General features: G+C 68.6%; 17 protein-coding genes, 1 tRNA gene and 1 pseudogene. 5 read left to right on the top strand and 14 right to left on the bottom strand.

Annotated features, from left to right (window positions below):
• The first annotated feature begins 83 nt into the window (after positions 1-83).
• Positions 84-554: an NUDIX hydrolase gene (locus tag ACFWY5_RS02655; RefSeq protein WP_379615305.1), complete on the top strand. Its 471-nt coding sequence runs from the start codon at positions 84-86 to the stop codon at positions 552-554.
• Here the strand turns inward: ACFWY5_RS02655 and ACFWY5_RS02650 are convergent.
• From ACFWY5_RS02650 to ACFWY5_RS02640, 3 genes are all read right to left on the bottom strand, one after another.
• The gene (locus ACFWY5_RS02650; RefSeq protein ID WP_379615307.1) at positions 529-2010 is read right to left on the bottom strand and encodes a hypothetical protein; all 1482 of its coding nucleotides are present in this window, start codon (positions 2008-2010) and stop codon (positions 529-531) included. The two genes, ACFWY5_RS02655 and ACFWY5_RS02650, sit on opposite strands and share 26 nt — an antisense overlap.
• Positions 2011-2040: 30 nt before the next feature.
• Complete coding sequence (gene htpX / locus ACFWY5_RS02645) at positions 2041-2892, bottom strand: zinc metalloprotease HtpX (protein WP_379615309.1); 852 nt, start codon at positions 2890-2892, stop codon at positions 2041-2043.
• Between the two features lie 624 nt (positions 2893-3516).
• Positions 3517-4008, bottom strand: coding sequence for a YajQ family cyclic di-GMP-binding protein (locus tag ACFWY5_RS02640; protein WP_184958497.1), 492 nt, complete (start codon positions 4006-4008; stop codon positions 3517-3519).
• A gap of 227 nt (positions 4009-4235) precedes the next feature.
• Between ACFWY5_RS02640 and ACFWY5_RS02635 the strand changes: the two genes are divergently transcribed.
• Together ACFWY5_RS02635 and ACFWY5_RS02630 are read left to right on the top strand one after the other, a co-directional pair.
• Entirely contained in the window at positions 4236-4568 is a 333-nt protein-coding gene (locus tag ACFWY5_RS02635) for a cupin domain-containing protein (protein ID WP_379630368.1), read from the top strand.
• A 90-nt stretch (positions 4569-4658) separates the two neighbouring features.
• Positions 4659-4740: transfer RNA gene (locus ACFWY5_RS02630), tRNA-Tyr, on the top strand.
• 229 nt (positions 4741-4969) lie between these two features.
• Here ACFWY5_RS02630 and ACFWY5_RS02625 read toward each other — a convergent pair.
• Positions 4970-5209 carry a hypothetical protein gene (locus ACFWY5_RS02625; RefSeq protein WP_379630367.1) on the bottom strand — a complete coding sequence of 80 codons (240 nt, stop codon included), beginning with the start codon at positions 5207-5209 and terminating at the stop codon, positions 4970-4972.
• Between the two features lie 235 nt (positions 5210-5444).
• Here ACFWY5_RS02625 and ACFWY5_RS02620 point away from each other — a divergent pair, with 235 nt between their 5' ends.
• A complete protein-coding gene (locus ACFWY5_RS02620; protein WP_379630366.1) occupies positions 5445-5702 on the top strand; it encodes a hypothetical protein in 258 nt (85 codons plus the stop codon).
• 801 nt (positions 5703-6503) lie between these two features.
• Here ACFWY5_RS02620 and ACFWY5_RS02615 read toward each other — a convergent pair.
• The 9 genes and pseudogenes from ACFWY5_RS02615 to ACFWY5_RS02575 all read right to left on the bottom strand — a co-directional run bounded on the left by ACFWY5_RS02615 (position 6504) and on the right by ACFWY5_RS02575 (position 15576).
• Positions 6504-6647 carry a hypothetical protein gene (locus ACFWY5_RS02615; protein WP_379615318.1) on the bottom strand — a complete coding sequence of 48 codons (144 nt, stop codon included), beginning with the start codon at positions 6645-6647 and terminating at the stop codon, positions 6504-6506.
• 12 nt (positions 6648-6659) lie between these two features.
• Positions 6660-7106: a hypothetical protein gene (locus tag ACFWY5_RS02610; RefSeq protein WP_379630365.1), complete on the bottom strand. Its 447-nt coding sequence runs from the start codon at positions 7104-7106 to the stop codon at positions 6660-6662.
• 13 nt (positions 7107-7119) lie between these two features.
• Complete coding sequence (locus ACFWY5_RS02605) at positions 7120-7968, bottom strand: hypothetical protein (protein ID WP_379615322.1); 849 nt, start codon at positions 7966-7968, stop codon at positions 7120-7122.
• A 350-nt stretch (positions 7969-8318) separates the two neighbouring features.
• Positions 8319-9827 (bottom strand): NADH-quinone oxidoreductase subunit N, encoded by a 1509-nt coding sequence (locus tag ACFWY5_RS02600; RefSeq protein ID WP_379615324.1) that lies wholly within the window; start codon positions 9825-9827, stop codon positions 8319-8321.
• Complete coding sequence (locus ACFWY5_RS02595; RefSeq protein WP_379630364.1) at positions 9824-11443, bottom strand: NuoM family protein; 1620 nt, start codon at positions 11441-11443, stop codon at positions 9824-9826. Before ACFWY5_RS02595 ends, ACFWY5_RS02600 begins: the two co-directional genes overlap by 4 nt.
• Entirely contained in the window at positions 11440-13365 is a 1926-nt protein-coding gene (locus tag ACFWY5_RS02590; RefSeq protein WP_379630363.1) for an NADH-quinone oxidoreductase subunit L, read from the bottom strand. Before ACFWY5_RS02590 ends, ACFWY5_RS02595 begins: the two co-directional genes overlap by 4 nt.
• Before the next feature lie 212 nt (positions 13366-13577).
• A pseudogene (gene nuoK, locus ACFWY5_RS02585) lies at positions 13578-13862 on the bottom strand (NADH-quinone oxidoreductase subunit NuoK); the annotation flags it as partial.
• Positions 13862-14455: an NADH-quinone oxidoreductase subunit J gene (locus ACFWY5_RS02580; protein ID WP_379615330.1), complete on the bottom strand. Its 594-nt coding sequence runs from the start codon at positions 14453-14455 to the stop codon at positions 13862-13864. The gene ACFWY5_RS02580 and the pseudogene nuoK, both read right to left, overlap by 1 nt.
• A complete protein-coding gene (locus ACFWY5_RS02575; protein ID WP_379630362.1) occupies positions 14452-15576 on the bottom strand; it encodes a 4Fe-4S binding protein in 1125 nt (374 codons plus the stop codon). The genes ACFWY5_RS02580 and ACFWY5_RS02575 overlap by 4 nt, the downstream gene beginning before the upstream one ends.
• A 151-nt stretch (positions 15577-15727) precedes the next feature.
• On the opposite strand from ACFWY5_RS02575, the gene ACFWY5_RS02570 reads away from it, so the two are divergent.
• Entirely contained in the window at positions 15728-16912 is a 1185-nt protein-coding gene (locus ACFWY5_RS02570) for a serine/threonine-protein kinase (RefSeq protein ID WP_379630361.1), read from the top strand.
• A 27-nt stretch (positions 16913-16939) separates the two neighbouring features.
• Here the strand turns inward: ACFWY5_RS02570 and ACFWY5_RS02565 are convergent, their stop codons facing one another.
• Entirely contained in the window at positions 16940-17191 is a 252-nt protein-coding gene (locus tag ACFWY5_RS02565; protein ID WP_379630360.1) for a hypothetical protein, read from the bottom strand.
• Positions 17192-17470: the final 279 nt, after the last annotated feature.

Raw genomic sequence — 17470 nt, 5'->3', positions numbered from 1 at the left:
CAGGCTAGTTGCCCACGCCCAGCGACGCCCGGTTCGCCGACCTTGAAGGGCTTATGCGGGAAATGCGGCTTAAGCTGTCGGTCGTGACGAAGATCCCGCTGCGCCGGTTCACCGGACGCGCGCTCCCCATCAATGACGAAGGCCGGGTCCTGCTGCTGCACGGGTTCGATCCGGCCGTGCCGGAGCAGCCGTTCTGGTTCACGATCGGCGGCGCGGCCGAGCACGACGAGACGCTGCTGGACGCGGCGGTCCGGGAGCTGTTCGAGGAGGTCGGGATCACGGCGCCCGCCGGAGAGTTCACCGGGCCGCTGGCGACCGGGACGATCTCGTTCAACTTCGGCGAGTACGCGATCACGCAGGACCAGACGTTCTTCGCGGTCCGGGTGACCGGCGCGGAAGTCTCGTTCGATCACATGGAGGACATCGAGAAGGACACCACGCTGGGACACCGCTGGTGGAGCGTGGAGGAACTCGAGACGACCGACGAGGCCTTCTTCCCCGCGGACCTTCCGGCCATTCTTCGCAAGATCACACTGGACGGAGAATCCGGGTAGCTCCGGCGATCAGCGCGGTGGCCAGGATCCACCCGGCGGCGATCAGGCCGTACGCCAGCCCCTGGGTCCAACCGGCCGGATCGAACAACTCCCGCTGCCCGAATGTCGCGATCGGCAGCAACAGGTCAAAGGTGTAGGCGAACGCGTCGAACGCCGGAGCTTCCGAGGGCTTGAGCGCTCTGGGTGGGTTCATGGCGAAGACGACCGTGCCCACGACCAGCAGCAGGACGAACCAGATCGAGGCCAGCCAGGGGCGGTAGCCGTACCCGACGGTGATGTCGAGGAGATTGCCCCAGATACGGCCACTGAGCGGGAAGGTACGGCGTCGCGCCCGCAACTTGGCCAGTTGGGTGCGGCGGGCCAGATGCTCGTTCCCGTCGCGCAGGCACCACGCGGCGAGCTGCTCGTACGGCTGCGGCCGGAAACCCGCCGGATCCCGGCCGACCCAGTCGATGCGCCGGGTGACACCGCTGCCGCGCAGTGCTTCGTAGACCAGGCCGTTCAGGCGGAGCTTCTCCGGCCAGGTGTCAGGGTCGTCGCGGAGCGTGCCGACGCGGGAGTGGGCGAGGCTGACGACGCCCTCGATGGGCTCGGCGGGCTTCAGGACGAGTTCGCGGACCTCCATGTGGCTGGCGTGCAGCGCGTACGGCGTGTCGGGGCTGTGGATGGCGCCGGTGATCGACAGGGTGCCGTTGACGCGGGCGCCGCGCAGCCGTACGACCCCGAAGGCCTGGAAATCGCCCTCGAAGATGTCTTCGACCGTGATGTTGTCGGCGGCCAGCGCGTCCTTGCCGGGGTTGCGGATGGTGGCGTTGCTCATGAACAGGCCGCCGTTGAGCCGCGCCCCGACCAGGCGCAGGCCGCCGGTGATGTCGGCGTTGTTGAGGTAGAGGCCGGCGTCGACCACCATCGCGCCCGACCACAACGCCCACTCCTCCGTGGTGGTGATCTTCGTGCCGCCGAGCCAGAGACCGCTCTCGAACACCGCCCGCGCCACCCGGACCGAGCCGGTCACGACCGAACCCGACAAGCTCAGGTGCCCGGCCACCCGCATGCCGCTGCCCCGCAGGCCGGGCAGGTGGCAGTCGGTGAACCGCAGCGTCTTGGTCGTCGCTCCCGCGCAGTCGACCGGTTCGTCCAGGTGGCAGCCGCTGATCGCGAGCTCGTATGCGGTGTTCGCCCCTCTGAGGGCGATCTGGCCGGTGATGCGGGCGCCGCGCAGCCGTACGGCGGGGGCGGTGCCCGCGGCGGGTTCGTGGGCGCCGAGGAGCAGGGCCGAGATCACCTCGCCGCGCACGGTGCGCTCGGGGCCCCACGTCTCGCCGTCCGTGGGCGCGTTCTCGCCGGCGATGCGGCCGGGGCCGGTGATGGGGTCGGCGAACTCGGTCCAGGCGCCCGTTTCGAAGGCCTTCCAGACACGCTGCTCGGCCGCGTTGAGCCGCATACGTAACCCCATGATCCAATTGTGCACCACCGGGTTGGAACCTCAGCGCCGATATCCCGCCATTCGCTCCAGCCTCGCCACGCGCTGCGAGGTGGGCGGGTGGCTGGAGAACATCCGGCCGAGTCCCGATCCGCTGAACGGGTTGGCGATCATCAGGTGCGAGGCCGAGGTCAGCCGGCTGTTCTCCGGCAACGGCAGCCGCCGGGCGCCCATCTCGATCTTCCGCAACGCGGAGGCCAGAGCCAGCGGGTCGCCGGTCAGCCGGGCGGCCGACTCGTCCGCCTGGAACTCGCGTGTCCGGGAAATCGCCATCTGCACCATGCCGGCCGCCACCGGGCCCAGCACCATCATCAGCAGCGCCCCGAGAAATCCGGGGCCCTCATCGTCGTCCGAGCCGCCGAAGAACACCGCGACATAGCTGACCCACGTGATCATCGTGGCCAGCGCCGCCGTAACGGACGAGAGGAGGATGTCGCGGTTGTACACGTGTGACAGCTCATGCCCGATGACCCCGCGCAGCTCCCGCTCGTCCAGCAGCCGCGTCAGCCCCCACGTCACGCAGATCGCCGCCCGCCTGGGGCTCCTGCCGGTGGCGAAGGCGTTCGGCTGGGCCGTAGGCGAGATGTACAGCCTCGGCATCGGCTGCCGCGCCTCCGTGGACAGCTCGCGCACGATCTTGTAGAGCGTCGGCTGCTCGACCTCGCTGACCGGCCGGGCCCGCATGGCCGACAGCGCGATCCGGTCGGAGAAGAAGTACGCGATCCCGGAGCTTCCCAGCGCCATCAGCAACGCGACCTGCAGCCCGACCCTGCCACCCACCCAGGTGCCCACGACGAGGATCCCTGCCGACAATCCGCCAAGTAGCACGGCTGTGCGCACACCATTGCGACGCAAGGCTCCCCCTTCCGTGGTCTGGGTTCACCAGCTCCAACGTCCATCCCCCACCCCAACGTTCCCGCCCCACCATCCCGCACGCCGTTCCGGAAATCTCCCGTTCCCGGACTTGACCGGACATTAAGGACGCTGACCTGCGCAAACCCGCAACCCCCACAAGCACCCAACCCCCAGTCAGGGGTACGGCGAGCAGTCAAGGGGCCTGTCAACAGGGGCATCGCTGGCCGGAGCCGCGGGGACGTGCCTCGGCCAGAGCAGCACAACGCGATCCGCACCCGAAGCGGCGCGGCCCGTTGCCTCACCAGGCGCGGCTCGGCGCGACACCACACGAGGCGGCGCGGCTCGGCGCGAGGTGAGGCGAGGCGGCTTGGCAGAGGTGACCTGAATCGGCGCGGGGCGGGCGCGGCTGCGCGATGGCCCGGCGCAAGGGCGAGGTCTTGGCCGGAGCGGCGCAGCGCGCGTGACAGGCGGGTTCCGCCCAGCGCGGCACGGCTTCTCGGGGAGTGGTGCTTGGGTGGACCGCAGGAGCCCGGGGATCTCGCGGGGTGCGAGTTGGCGGACGTGCCCGCCGTACCTCTGAAGGTGGTGGTGAGCGGCTCGGGGCACGGCGTGCCCCGAGCGTCGCTAGCGGTAGTTCACGAACTGCAGGGCGACGTCGAGGTCCTTACCCTTGAGCAGGGTGATGACGTCCTGCAGGTCGTCCTTCTTCTTGGAGCTGACCCGAAGCTCCTCGCCCTGGATCTGCGCCTTGATGCCCTTGGGGCCCTCGTCGCGGATCAGCTTGGAGATCTTCTTGGCGTTCTCCTGGTCGATGCCCTCCTTGAGGGCGATCATCATGCGGTACTCCTTGCCCGACAGCTTCGGCTCGCCGGAGTCAAGGATCTTCAGGGAGAGACCCCGCTTGATGATCTTCTCCTTGAACACGTCGAGGGCGGCGTTGGCGCGCTCCTCGCTGTTCGCCTTGATCTCGATGTTCTGCTGGCCGGACCAGCTGATCGAAGCGCCGGTGTTCTTGAAGTCGAAGCGGTGCCCGATCTCCTTGACTGTCTGGTTCAGCGCGTTGTCGACCTCCTGATGGTCGATCTTGCTGACGATGTCGAATGACGAGTCTGCCAATGCCCGAAACCTCTCAGACGGGCCAAGTCACGGCGGACTCGGCCTTCTTCACTCTCGATAGCCCGCACGGGCGCCGCGGCCCGATAGTCCTTGATAAGCCTGACAAGCCTAGCCAGCATCCGCGCGCGGCGCTCTGCCGGTCAAATGTCGTTTACCCGAGCCTTGGCCGGGGAGATGGGGGTGAGCTGCGGGAATACCCACGACCAGGATGGTGAGAGGTGGAACCTTTGAACAAGCAGTCATTGACCGCGGTAGCCCGCAACCAGCTCGAAACCGCGCGTGTCGCCTCAAGCGGCCGATCCGCCACCACCCTGTACGGCGGGCACGAACAGGTCCTACGCCAAACCATGATCGCCCTGGCTGCCGGATCCCGCATGGACGACCACAACAATCCCGGCGAAGCCACCCTGTACGTCGTGTCCGGCCGGGTCAGGCTCCTGTCCGACGGCGTCTCCTGGGACGGGATGACCGGGGACCTGCTGATCATTCCGCAGGCCGTACACGCGGTCGAGGCCGTGGAGGACTCAGCCGTCCTCCTCACCGTCGCGAAGCGCCGCTGACCCCCGACCACAAGCAGGACATTCTGATGTCACGTCCACCTCGAAAGTCCGCTATTCTTCTACCTGTCGCCGCGCAAGCGGGTCTGACAAGGCAGGTTGCCCGAGTGGCCAATGGGAGCGGACTGTAAATCCGTCGGCTTAGCCTACCCAGGTTCGAACCCTGGACCTGCCACACGCAGTACAAGCAGCTCAGAGGCCCTTTCGGGGGCCTCTTTGCGTTTCCGGGGCAGGCAGCCGCAGGCCACCGGAAGCAGCCGAATGTCGGTGGTCGCGGGATATGCGCGGGATGAATCTTGGCGCGTTTTCCCTGCTCGGCGGCCGGATTTCGGCCCTTCTGCGGGATCAAATCGGCCCCAGGAACGCCGAAGAGCCCCGGTGCGCCGCCGGGGCTCTCGTTCGTCTCATGCTGCCAGTGCGTCCTCGATCCGCTTGTTCGCGATCTTCTGGTGGCCGTCGAGGCACTTCGCATAGACCCGAAGCAGGACGTCCTCGCCGAAGCGCCCGGCCTCGGCATCCCCGTGGTCGTCCTGCCCTTCATCAACAGCGCCTTCGCCAGCCGTGCACCTCTGCTCCGGAGTGTTGAACAACTCCGCGCCGAAGGCATCCCCGTCCTCCTCGGCCCCGGCCAGTTCGAACCCCATCCAGCCGGCACAGGAGGAAGCATCCTCGACAGCTACCCATGGGCCTTGGCACTCAAGGAGCTGAACAGACTCACGAATCCATAGGCGCAACTGCCGAATTGCCCCTATAGGAATCAAGGCGGCGGCTGCGCCGCCGCGCGCGGCCTTCCCCGCGCGGGCATGCGGCCTGGGGGCCGGTCCCGCGCGGGGAACCGCGCGCCGAGACCGCAAGGTCGCCAAGCCTTAAAGTATCGACATGTCCGAGAGCATCCCGTCCGACGGCCGATATGCCGAGCTTCGCGCACTGGGCGAAGAAGAGCGATACATGACGGTCGAGCTCCAGCGGACCCGCGCCCAGATTGCCAGCCTCATCCAGCAGCTTCTTCCCCCGCAGGCCCGCGCCGAGAAGATAGACGAGGTCGTGCAAGCAAGCGGCTACAGCCGGACTCTGATTGACGCCCTTCGACACAAGGACCACCTCTGGCACCAGGGCGGTAGGCCCAAGCGAGAATAAGCCTCCGGCGGGGATCTCCGGCTCCGGGATGATTACTGCGGGGACCTGAGGCTCGTAGGTAGCTGAGGTGGAAGCCTGGTCATCCCGCCCGGTGGGACCCCCAGGCATTCGCCGGGCACCGCCTGCGCAGCCGCCATTGCAGGAGCTTCTGGTGATCGTCGTGCCATTAACCCCGGTGGCGAGGGGTCAACCACGGTCACTCACGACCGGCCTCAGACCAGGTCAACACCTCTACAAGGCAAGATCCCTGCAATTCCCAAGCTGACAGCGCCTGGCCTCAAGCTCTACAAGACTTCGCGAGGAAGTGCTTCAAGAGGGCTGTCAGGTCGATCGGCCCAGTGCCACCAGTGGTGATCAGTCGGACAACTCCACCCAACGCGGCAAGTACGCCTGCCATCGTCCTCACGGTGCATCAGATAGAAGGCACCAACCGTCATTGGCTGGGCACATGTGGGGCAGAGCGTGACGGCGTCATCTGCACAAGCCATCGCAGCACGCTACCGGACGCTGTTCGAAGTTGCATCGCCCATGATCCGGGATATGCGCGGGATGATCTTTCTGAACGGGTGAGCGCTCGGGGCCGGCCCTCGTGGTCAGACGCTTGTGGTGAACTGAATCGTCGGTCCCCTGTAAATCCGTCGGCTTAGCCTACCCAGGTTCGAACCCTGGACCTGCCACACGCAGTACGAAGGGCCTCTGGTCTGCGCCTACGCGCACCAGGGGCCCTTCGCTTTCGGCGGAGTCATGGCCTTGCCGGGCGGCGCCCTCCTGGCCATGGATCCATTGGGTGTCGCTTGTTGGTCAGAATTTGGCCGTGGTCAGCAGCCAGGACTCGACGGTGCCGTCGGGGGCTCCCGCGAGTGCCTCCGACTGCAGGGCGAACGCGGCGGCGCCGCCCACGAGGATGCCGGCGATGATCGTACGACGTGAGACTGATTCGGACATGGGTGTCCTCCGTTAGCGGATCTGTTGACGGATGAGATTGAGCACGTCGGCGTCAACATGGCCCGCGGCGTGCCGCAGGAGTTCCTGGAGTGTGCGCGATTCGGGGTCGGCCAGCAGGACCGTACGCCGATCGGCCGACATTTCCAGCGCGACGACGCGCGGGGCCACCTTGGCCCGTGCTACGCGGCCGTGCGAGGTGTCCAGGCCGGTCACCTCGATCCAGCGGAAGCCGAGCCTGCCCTCGTCCGGTGGCTTGAGTCCCTCGTCGACCCGCAGGCCGTCCACTGCCGTCACCACTGCGGAGCGTGCGGACTTGTCGAGGGTCCAGCTTGGATTCGGCCGACCGGAGTAAATATCGACTGTCGCCACGCTCGGCGAGCCGCCCTGGGCGCCGGAATTGCCGCAGGCGAACATGGACAGCGAAACTCCGAGCACCGCGAGAACAAGCCGGACAGCCACTGGAACTCCCTGACTAGTTGATAGTGGAGCGCGGATTTACCCGGGGATAGATGTACGGAGATCCGTCCACTGTATACGGACCCCGGTTGCATGTCACCGGATTGGTAATGGCCAGCCCGGAATTGTCGACGTTCGTCGCCGGTGTGCTTCCTGGTTTGTGCGCCCAGCGTTGGAGGCTGCCGGAGTAATCGGCGATCCGGTGGTAGAAGTGAAAGTCCTCCCCCGGCCAGATGCAGAGATAGCTGACGAACCTGTCGTCGTTGCAGGCGCTGGTGTAGCCGTCGCGGAACACCGCCGCCTTGATGTTGGCGATGGTCAGCGAGGTGAAGACGCTGCCGGTGCCGCGGCCGGGCTGCGCGAAGGTGCCGGTGGCGAGGCTGGAGGCGAAGTTGTAGCAGTTGTTGGTGGGGCGGCGGGCGCCGTTCCAGAAGGTGTTGAGGTCCGCCCAGGTGGACGACCAGGTCGCGCAGGCCGCGATCTGGCCTGCGGCCCCCGACTCCAGGTGTGCCGACGGGGTGCCTATGGTGAGGTCGGATACGTCGCCGACCTCGGGCGAGATGGTGGCCTGTGCGCCGGGGGTGTGTAACAGCCAGCGTTCCGTGACGTCCGACACCCGCAGGCCGGTGGCTTCTCTGAGGCGGAAGCTCGGTGGCAGGCCGGATGCGGCGAGGCGTTCCCGGCTTGAGCGATCGGCGGTCACGACCATTCCGCGATAACCCAGCTTGGACTCGACGTCGTTGACCGAGCGTAACCCGGAACGATTCGCCTTGAGGCGTTCGATGAGTTCGCGTTCTTCGCGCGCCGTGAGCTTCCAGTGCGGATTCGGACGTCCAGAAAAGACGTCGAGTTCGATGTGGAGCATTGCCTCTCCTCCGCGATCGTGGATTCCACAGCGAAGTTAACAGGCGAGCAAGCACCTGGAAAGACACAAAATTCAGGCCGAAGGCGGAGCCGCGGGAAATTCACTTCAAATTGAAACTTCCATTAACCGTTCGGCCACATTTGCAAACCCCGCCGAAAAAGGGAGGCGCGTTCAAAAATACCTTCCGGCGTGGCGCGCTTTCTCATCATGTGAGACCGCGGACGATGGAGCGGTCCCGTGCCGACCGAGTTGAGCAGGCGTGACGTGGCGGCCGCGGAGTGATCATCATGGTCGGCCTGTCACGCGGCGATCCTTGGTTTCGGTCGGCCATTCGGCCCTGTGCTCGCGTGTCAGCCCGTCAGCGTGGTCAGGGTGAGAACCAGTTGCGGGGCCGCGGAGAACAGGACCGCGATTGCCAGCGTTGCGGCGACGGCGACCCAGGTGGCCGGGTGGGTGCGGGCGAGCTTGTGGGCGGGAGCGGAGGCCGGGGTGACGATGCGGGCCGTCCAGGCCACGTAGTAGTACAGGCCGATGACCGTGTTGACGGCCATGACCACCGCCAGCCAGCCCAGGCCGCCCTCGACGATCTCGCGGAAGACCACGACCTTGGCGAACAGCCCCGCCAGGCCGGGCGGCAGGCCCGCCAGGCAGATCAGGCAGAAGGCCAGGGCGATGCCCGCGACCGGGGTACGGAAGGCCAGGCCCCGGTAGTCGTCCAGTTCGTTGCTCGGGGCGCTCCGGGAGACGAGCATGACCACGGCGAAGGCGCCCAGGTTCATGGCGGCGTACAGGACCAGATAGGCCATCGACGCGGTGATGGCGGCGCCCGACCCCGCGGCGATGGCCAGCGGGGCGAGGATGTAGCCGGACTGCGCCACCGAGGACCAGGCGAGCAGGCGTACGGCGGAGCGCTGGCGCATTGCCAGCAGGTTGCCCGCGGTCATGGTCAGGGCGGAGAGGATCGCGATCAACGGGGACCAGGTCGCCGCCTGGCCCCGCAGGGCGGCCACGAGGACGAGGATGAGGCCGGCGAACCCGGCGGCCTTGGAGATGACCGACAGGAGGGCGGCGACGGGGATGGGCGCGCCCTGGTAGACGTCGGCCGCCCAGGAGTGGAACGGGACGGCGGCGATCTTGAACGCGAAGCCCGCCGTCACCAGGACCACGCCGACCGCGACGACCGCGGGCAGCGCGCCGGGGGCGCCCGGGGCCGGGAGCTGGCCGCTCAGGGTCGCGGCCAGGCGGTTGAGGTAGACGGTGCCGGTGATGCCATAGAGCAGGGAGACGCCGAAGAGCATGATGGCGGTCGAGACCACGGACACCACGAACAGCTTCACCGCCGCCTCCGAACCGCGGCCGTCGTAGCGTTTCAGCGCCGTCAGGGCGAAGACCGGCAGGGAGACCAGTTCGAGCGCGACCACGAGCATGATCAGGTCGCGGGAGGCGGGGAGGGCGACGGCGCCCACGAGGGTGCAGAGGAGCAGGAAGTACCACTCGCCGACCGGGATGCCACCGCCCGCGAGTTCGGTCATCGACAGCAGCACCACGACGACCCCGGCCACCAGCGCCAGACCGGCGAAGACCACGGTGAAGTGGTCGACGACGAAGGAGCACATGGGGGTGGGGCCGGTGTTCAGGGCCTCCGGGACGCAGAACGTGGACAGGCCTTGGGCCGCCGCCGGGGCCTGGGCCACCACGAACGCCAGGGCGGCGAGCAGGCCGGTCATGGTGATGAGGCCGAGCGCGGCGCGTACCCGGCGGGTCGCGGGCAGGAAGGCGTCGAGCAGCAGCACCAGGCCCGCCACCAGCGCCAGGATCAGCGGGGCGGCGATGGCGAAGTAGTCGATCGACTGGATCACGACACGACCCCCAGCAGCGCCTCGACGGCGGGTGTGGTGAGCGAGAGCAGGAGGCCGGGCCAGAGGCCGAACAGCAGGACCAGCACGATCAGCGGCGCCCAGGCGGCCATCTCGTAGCCGCGGATGTCGGGCATGCGGGACAGGAGGCCGATCCGCTCACCGGACTTCTCCAGGCGCGTGTCCGCGAGCTCGTCGGACGGGCCGGGTGCGGGTGCGGGCGTGGCCTTGCCGCCCGGCAGTCCGTGGGTCACGCGGGAGAGCATGACCAGGAAGTACGCCGCGGTCAGCACCGCGCCGAGGCCGCCGATGACCATGAACGTCAGGAACAGCGGCCGGGAGAGCGCCTCGGCCGGATCGAAGGCGCCCAGCAGCGCGAGCATCTCGCCCCAGAACCCGGCCAGGCCCGGCAGCCCGAGCGAGGCGATGGCCGCGAACGTCAGCACCGAGCCCAGGTGCGGGAGGGTGGCCAGCATGCCGGTGATCGAGGGCATGTCGGCGGTGGAGTAGCGCTCCTTGATCGCTCCGGCCAGGAAGAAGAGCAGGCCGGTGATGAGGCCGTGGGCGACGTTGGCGAACAGGGCGCCGTTGATGCCCACGGTGGTCAGCGTGGCGAAGCCGAGCAGGACGAAGCCCATGTGGCCGACGGAGGAGTAGGCGATCATCCGTTTCAGGTCGCGCTGGGCCAGGCAGGCCAGGGAGCCGTAGATGATGCCGACCACGGCCAGCGCGCCCAGCCACGGCGCCAGGGCGGCGGCGCCCTCGGGCAGGACCGGGATGGCGATTCTGGCGAAGCCGTAGGTGCCCATCTTGAGTAGTACGCCGGCCAGCAGCACCGAGCCGACGGTCGGCGCCTCGGTGTGGGCGTCGGGCAGCCAGGTGTGCAAAGGCCACATCGGGGTCTTCACCGCCAGGCCGCTGCCGACCGCCAGGAACGCGACCACCTGGACCGCCCTGGACATTCCCGCGCCGTGCCCGGCGGCCAGCTCCACCATGTCGAGCGTGCCCGCCTGCGCCCAGATGAGCAGCAGGCCCAGCAGCATGACGACGGAGCCGAGCAGGGTGTACAGGATGAACTTGATCGCCGCCGCCCGGCGGGCCTTGCCGCCCCAGACGGCGATCAGGAAGTACATCGGGATCAGCACGATCTCGAAGAACACGAAGAACAGCAGCAGGTCCAGGGCCAGGAAGGTGCCGATCATGCCGACTTCGAGCACCAGCAGCGTGAACACCAGCGCCCTCGGCCGGCTGCCGCCCGCTCTGGGGCGGAGCAACTGGCCCTGGCCGCGGCCGTCGCCGACACCCAGGTAGACGAAGCACAGGAACGTCAGCAGGGCGGTCAGCGCGACCAGCGGCAGCGAGATCCCGTCGACTCCCAGGTGGAACCTGAGTCCCAGGCCGGGGATCCACGGCAGGTCGAGGGTGAACTGCATGCGGGCGGCCTGGCCGTACTCGAAGGTCGCGACCATGATCGCGGCCAGCACCAGGACCGCGCCCGAGACCGCGAGGCCGTAGAGGCGCAGCGCCCGCCGCAGCGCGGGCGGGGGTGCGAGCAGCACAAGAGCACCCAGCAGGGGTACGGCCAGCAGTGCGACAGGCAGCCAGCTGAGCCCGCTCATGCGAACATCACCGCCCCGACGACGATCAGGAGCACACCGGCGAGTACGCCGCTGACGTAGAGTTGCACGTTGCCGTTCTGCGCGAGGCGCAGGACCCCCGACAGGCCACGGGCCGTGCGGCCGGAGCCGCGCACCGCGCCGTCCACGACCCGGTCGTCGGTGCTGACCACCAGCCGGGACAGCGCGAGGATCGGGCGGACGAACAGGGCCGCGTAGACGGAGTCGACGTAGAAGGCGCGCTCGCACGGGACGCGGAACGGCCCGAGGATACGCGCGGGGTCGGCGACCGGATCGCCGCGCCAGAAGGCGTAGACGACGCCGGCGCCGAGCAGCGCGAGCACCACGCTGATGGTGGCCACGCCGGCGTCGAGGTGGAGGCCGCCGGCGAAGCCCAGCAGGAGGGCGGGGACCGCGAGCAGGACGATGGGGATCAGCATCGTCGGCGGCGCCTCGCGGGTGTCGACCACGTGCGCCGTGCCGGGTTGCGGCTCGGGCAGGGCGACGGTCCGCGCGGGCCCGAAGAAGGTACGCAGCCAGGCGCGGGCCGAATAGGCGCCGGTGGCGACGACGGTGGCCAGGGCGCAGGCGTAGAGCAGGAGCGCGGCGGCGTCGGTGAGGGCGGCGCCGCCGACCGCCCCGTCCATGGCCAGCAGGAGGCTGTCCTTGCTGAAGAATCCGCTGACCGGCGGCAGGCCCATGAGGGCGGCGAAGCCGATCGTGGTCGCGGCGAACGTGACCGGTAGCTCACGGCGCAGGCCGCCCATCCGGCTCATGAGGTTGGAGCCGACGTGGTGGATGACCGCGCCCGCGCACAGGAACAGCAGCGCCTTGAACGCGCCGTGCGTGAGCAGGTGGAAGATGGCCGCGTGGTCGGAGCCCGCGGCCAGGCCGCCGGCCATGTAGGACAGCTGGCTGATCGTCGAATAGGCGAGCACGCGTTTGAGGTCGTCCTGGGCCAGCGCGGCCAGGGCGGCGCCCAGCATGCCGAGCGCCGCGATGACGGCCAGCACGTCGAGCGTGGGCCTGGCCCCGAGGAACGCGGGGAAGAGCCTGGCCACGATGAAGATGCCGGCGGCGACCATGGTGGCGGCGTGGATCAGCGCGCTGATCGGCGTCGGACCGGCCATGGCGTCGGGCAGCCAGGTGTGCAGCGGCACCTGGGCGCTCTTGCCCGCCACCCCGGCCAGCAGCAGCATGGTCGCCGTGACCAGCGTGGCCGTGGACATCTCGGGCACCTTGGCGAGCACGACGGCGATGCGGAAGCTGTCCGCCGAGATGCCCAGCACGAAGATGCCGAACAGGAAGCCGACGTCGCCGAGGCGCGTGACCAGGAAGGCCTTCACGGCGGCCCTGGAGTTGGCCCGGTCTTCCCACCAGTGGCCGATGAGCAGGTAGGAGCACAGGCCCATGACCTCCCAGCCCACGTACAGGACCAGCAGGTCGCCGGAGTAGACGACGAGCAGCATGGCGCTGGTGAACAGGCTGATGAAGGCGCTGTAGGACGGGTAGCGCCGGTCGTCGTGGAGATAACCCACCGAATAGACCTGTACGGCCAGCGCCACCAGGGTCACCAGGACGCCGAGGACACCGGACAGGGCGTCGACCTGGAGGGTCAGCTCGATGGGGACCGTACCGGTGACGATCGTGCCGTAGTCGGCGCCGACGGGTTCGGCCGCGCGTTCGGCGAAGAAGGCGAAGCCCTGAGCGGCCGCGAGCCAGAGCGCCAGAGCGGCCGAGACCGCGGTGGGAAGGACGGCGATCCAGGCCGCGCGCCGGTTGCCGCCCCGGTGTGGCCGCCCCGCTTCGGCGGGTCGGCCTGGTTGCGGCCTTCCCGGCCAGCGGGAAAGGAGCAGGCCCGCGAAGGCCGCGAGGAACGGCAGCGCCACGATCAGCAGGGGGAACGGCGAGGACATCGTGCTCATGCGTTGCCTCCTCGCCTGGCGGGGTGACCGGGGCGGCCTGCGCCGTCGCCCTGGTCGGAGGCGCCGTTGCCGCGTGCGGTGAGCTGGGGTGAGGTGACGGTGCCGAGTTCGGCGGGCTGGTGGTCGTCGGCGCGCCCGCCGTTGTCGCCGCCCGCGCCGTTGTCGCCGTCGGCGGTGGTGGCCGGGTCGGCGGGTTCGGCGAGGTCGCGCAGGCGGTCGAGGTCGACGCTCTGGCGGTTGCGGAAGAGCGCGAGCACGATCGCCAGGCCGAGACCCAGCTCGGCCGCCGCGATCACGATGATGAACAGCGTGAGCACCTGACCGCTGTGGAGCACGTCGGCCAGCCACATGTCGAACGCGACCAGGTTGATGTTGACGGCGTTGAGCATGAGCTCGACCGACATCAGCACGAGGATCGTGTTGCGTCTGGCCAGCACGCCGTAGACGCCGATGGAGAAGAGCAACGCGGAGACGACCGCGGGGTACACGATGTGCACTAGGGCCCCCCGGGACCTTCAGCCGGAGCCTGATCCCCGCCGGCCTCGCCCGCGGACGGCGGGGCGCCGCGGATGTCGGTGCGGGACAGGACGATGGCGCCGATCAGCGCCGCGAGCAGGAGCACGGACAGCGCCTCGAACGGCAGCACCCACGTGCTGAACACGCTCGCGCCCAGCTCGCCCGCCGCGCCCTCACCCGGCTTCAGCGGCGCGTAGGCCGTACGGAAGCCGTCGATCACGACCGTGACCAGGATCGCGGCCGTCGCCAGCGCGACGACGGCGGCCACGACGCGGTTGCCGCTGTCGAGGTCGGCCGAGCGTCCGATGGGGGCGCGCGTCAGCATGATGCCGAACAGCAGCAGCACCACCACGGCGCCCACATAGATCAGCACCTGCACCCAGGCGACGAACTCCGCGGTCAGCACCAGATATCCGCCGGCCAGCGCGCCGAAGCAGACCACGAGCCAGAGGGCGGCGTGGACGAGCTGCTTGGTGGTGACGACGAGCAGCGCCGATCCGACGGCCACCGCGCCCAGGAGCAAGAACACGACTTCTTGCGTGGTGGGTGGCAGGAAGGGCGCCGCCTCGGTCACGAATCCTCCTCGGACTCCTGTGTCTCGTCGGGTCGCAGCTGCCCAGGCGGACGGATGGACCGTGGGTCGGCCATCCGCCGCCTGCGCGGGCTCGCGGCAGAAGTCTGCTCTCCCGAATCGGACGGCCGCGACGACTCGCCCGAACCTGTGGACAACTCGTCGCCGGATTGCTCGCCTGTGGACAACTTCCCGCCCTCGGGCTCCGGTGCGGCGCCTGTGGACGCATCGGCCGGAGGTGTCTCGGGTGTCTTGTCTTTGGCCTTCGCGCCGGTGGACGCTCCGCCGGGAGGTGGCTCGGGCGTGCCTGCGGGTGGTTCCCCGGTGGGCTTCGCGTCTGTGGACGTTGCCTCGGTGGGCGAAGCCTCCGTGGGCGTTGCCTTGGGGAGTGAACCCTCTGCGGGCGTTGCCTCTGGGGCCGGGCCCTCTGTGGGCGTTGCGACTGTGGGCGTTGCGGCTTTGGGTGTCCGCTCAGCGGGCTTTTCCGCGGTGGACGAGCCTTCTGCGGGCGTTTCTCCGCTGGCGGCCTCTGGGGGAGGTTTTCCGGCTGGGGTGTCGCGGGTCCGGCGGGGTGTGGGGGTGTCGGAGGGCGCCGGTCTGGCGGAGGGGCCTGCCGTACCGGATGGGCGGCGTGGAGCCGCGGTCAGTTCCTTGGGAGGCTCCGCGCCCGCGTCGTGGGCGGGCGGCGGCGGGACGGTCTCGACCCATGTCCCGAGCTGCTCCTTCTCGTGGAGAAGGTTGCGGATGTCGCCCTCCGCGTATTCGAACTCGGGTGACCAGAACAACGCGTCGAACGGGCACACCTCAATGCAGATGCCGCAATACATGCAGAGGGCGAAGTCGATCGCGAATCGGTCGAGGACGTTGCGCTGGCGGGGGCGGCCGCCTTCCGGTGCGGGGAGCGTCTCCTTGTGGGAGTCGATGTAGATGCACCAGTCGGGACATTCGCGGGCGCACAGCATGCAGGAGGTGCAGTTTTCCTCGACCAGCGCGATGACGCCGCGGCTGCGGGGCGGGAGGGCGGGTTTGACCTCGGGGTATTGCCGCGTCACGGATCTGCGCAGCATGTGGCGCAGGGTGATGGACAGCCCTTTTGCCAGCCCTACTCCCGGTATCCGCACCATGGTTCAACATCATGACGCACTATGCGTCTGAGGTGAATGAGCCAGACTGTTGTCCCCAGTTTTTCCACAGTCATCCACAGGCTGTCCCCGAGTTATCCACAGGAGAGCCGCCCCACCTCGCCCTGTCACCCCCGACCGATAGTGTTCCGGCATGCCACACCCCCACCCCGCCCGCCCCAGCGCCGGGATCTGGGCTGCCTTCGTGGGTTGGGCGATCCTCCCCTTCATCAGTTGCGGCCTGGCCACTCCGCTCACCATCGGCTTCGCCGCCTTCTGGCTGCGCAGCACCTTCCACGCGATCGCCGCCGTCGTCTACACGGTGTTCGTGGGTTCGTTCCTGATCACCATCGTGGGATACGAGGAGTTCGAGCAGATACCCGACCCGATGCGTTCACTGATCACCATCGGCTTCGGCATCAGCTGGCTGGGCGGCGTGATCCACAGCGGCATCCTGGTCCCCTTCATGGCCAAGGCCCGCGTCAAGCCCCCGATGGACCTTCACCAGCGGGTCACGACCCCCACCTACCATCCGCCGCCCGGCCACACCGGCTTCCAGAGCCAGCCAGGACATCCCGGCTGGATCGGGCCGTACCGTGTCCTCCACCTGCTGGGCCGCGGTGGCCAGGGCGCGGTGTATCTGGCGACCGCGCCCAACGGCAACCGGGTCGCGGTCAAGGTCCTGCACGATCTGGTGGACGAGACGGCCCGCGCGCGGTTCGCCCGCGAGGTCGACTCGGCGCGCAGGGTGGCGACCTTCTCCACAGCCAGACTGCTCGACGTCAACATCACCGGCCAGCACGCCTACATCGTGAGTGAGTACGTCGAGGGACCGTCCCTGGAACAGCTGGTCAAGAAGCACGGTCCGCGCGATCAGGACAGTCTGGTACGGCTCGCGTTATCCACAGCCGGTGCATTGGCGGCCATCCACAAGGCGGGCGTCGTCCACAGGGACTTCAAACCGAGCAACGTCCTGATCGGCTCGGACGGCCCCCGGGTGATCGACTTCGGCATCGCCAGGGCGCTGGATCAGGTCACGGTGACGCAGGGGAAGATGGTCGGTACGCCGCCGTACATGTCGCCCGAGCAGCTGACGGGTGAGGCGGTGGGCCCGGCTTCCGACGTGTTCAGCTGGGCGGTGACGATGGTGTTCGCCGCCACGGGGCGTCCGGCGTTCGGCGAGGACACGGTTCCGGCGGTGTTCAACAGGGTGCTCACGGTTCATCCGGATCTGTCGCCGCTGCCGCCCGCGTTGCGCGGGGTCATCGGGTCGTGCCTGAACAAGAAGCCCGATGAGCGGCCGTCGGCGTCTGACGTGATGCTGGCGATCGTGCACTGACCTGGTGCTTGTGGTGGTGTGAGCGGGTTACGTGGTGGCGTCGGCGGACTCCGTGGTCAGGGCCAGATATCCGTCGTGGGTGAGGGTGCGGATCTCCAGGGGGAGGTTGTGGCGGGCGGCGAACAGGTTGACGTGCTCGGGTGACCAGGGGCCTGGGAGGTGGTGGACCGGGTGCCCATCGGCGGCCAGGACCACCAGACCGGCCAGGTCCCGGTAGCGGTAGAGAAACAGCCGGGCAGCGAACCCCTCGGCCCTGCCCTCGGGCTCCGGCCTGTCCACGGGGTTCGATGCCCCGGGAGGCTGCGTGTCGGGTGCGGCCGCAGGGGTGGGTGGCGGGTCAGCGCTTGAGGCGTGTGGGACCGCCACGGAGTCGGGGCCAGAGACCGCCGGGGACGGGTGGGCCGGGGTAGGCGTCCCGGGAGGCTGCGTGTTGTCGGCCGCCTGCGCAGGAGCCGCTGGCGCGCTAGATCGCTGATGTGAAATTCCGTGATCGGCTGCGGGCATGACGAAGGGCGTCCATGGTCGGTGTGTGAAGACAGACTTAGACGCCCTTCTGAT

The organism is Nonomuraea sp. NPDC059007 (genome assembly GCF_042740555.1).
Taxonomy (GTDB): domain Bacteria; phylum Actinomycetota; class Actinomycetes; order Streptosporangiales; family Streptosporangiaceae; genus Nonomuraea.
Note: the sequence above shows the minus strand (reverse complement) of the source record. Positions and strands in the feature narration are given on the sequence as shown.

Excerpts from the sequence above, each read along its gene's own strand:
- ACFWY5_RS02650 (WP_379615307.1), bottom strand. The coding sequence starts at position 2,010 with ATGGGGTTACGTATGCGGCTCAACGCGGCCGAGCAGCGTGTCTGGAAG.
- ACFWY5_RS02625 (WP_379630367.1), bottom strand. The coding sequence starts at position 5,209 with ATGGGGTTCGAACTGGCCGGGGCCGAGGAGGACGGGGATGCCTTCGGC.
- ACFWY5_RS02620 (WP_379630366.1), top strand. The coding sequence starts at position 5,445 with ATGTCCGAGAGCATCCCGTCCGACGGCCGATATGCCGAGCTTCGCGCA.
- ACFWY5_RS02615 (WP_379615318.1), bottom strand. The coding sequence starts at position 6,647 with ATGTCCGAATCAGTCTCACGTCGTACGATCATCGCCGGCATCCTCGTG.
- ACFWY5_RS02605 (WP_379615322.1), bottom strand. The coding sequence starts at position 7,968 with ATGCTCCACATCGAACTCGACGTCTTTTCTGGACGTCCGAATCCGCAC.
- ACFWY5_RS02595 (WP_379630364.1), bottom strand. The coding sequence starts at position 11,443 with ATGAGCGGGCTCAGCTGGCTGCCTGTCGCACTGCTGGCCGTACCCCTG.
- ACFWY5_RS02590 (WP_379630363.1), bottom strand. The coding sequence starts at position 13,365 with ATGAGCACGATGTCCTCGCCGTTCCCCCTGCTGATCGTGGCGCTGCCG.
- ACFWY5_RS02575 (WP_379630362.1), bottom strand. The coding sequence starts at position 15,576 with ATGGTGCGGATACCGGGAGTAGGGCTGGCAAAAGGGCTGTCCATCACC.
- ACFWY5_RS02570 (WP_379630361.1), top strand. The coding sequence starts at position 15,728 with ATGCCACACCCCCACCCCGCCCGCCCCAGCGCCGGGATCTGGGCTGCC.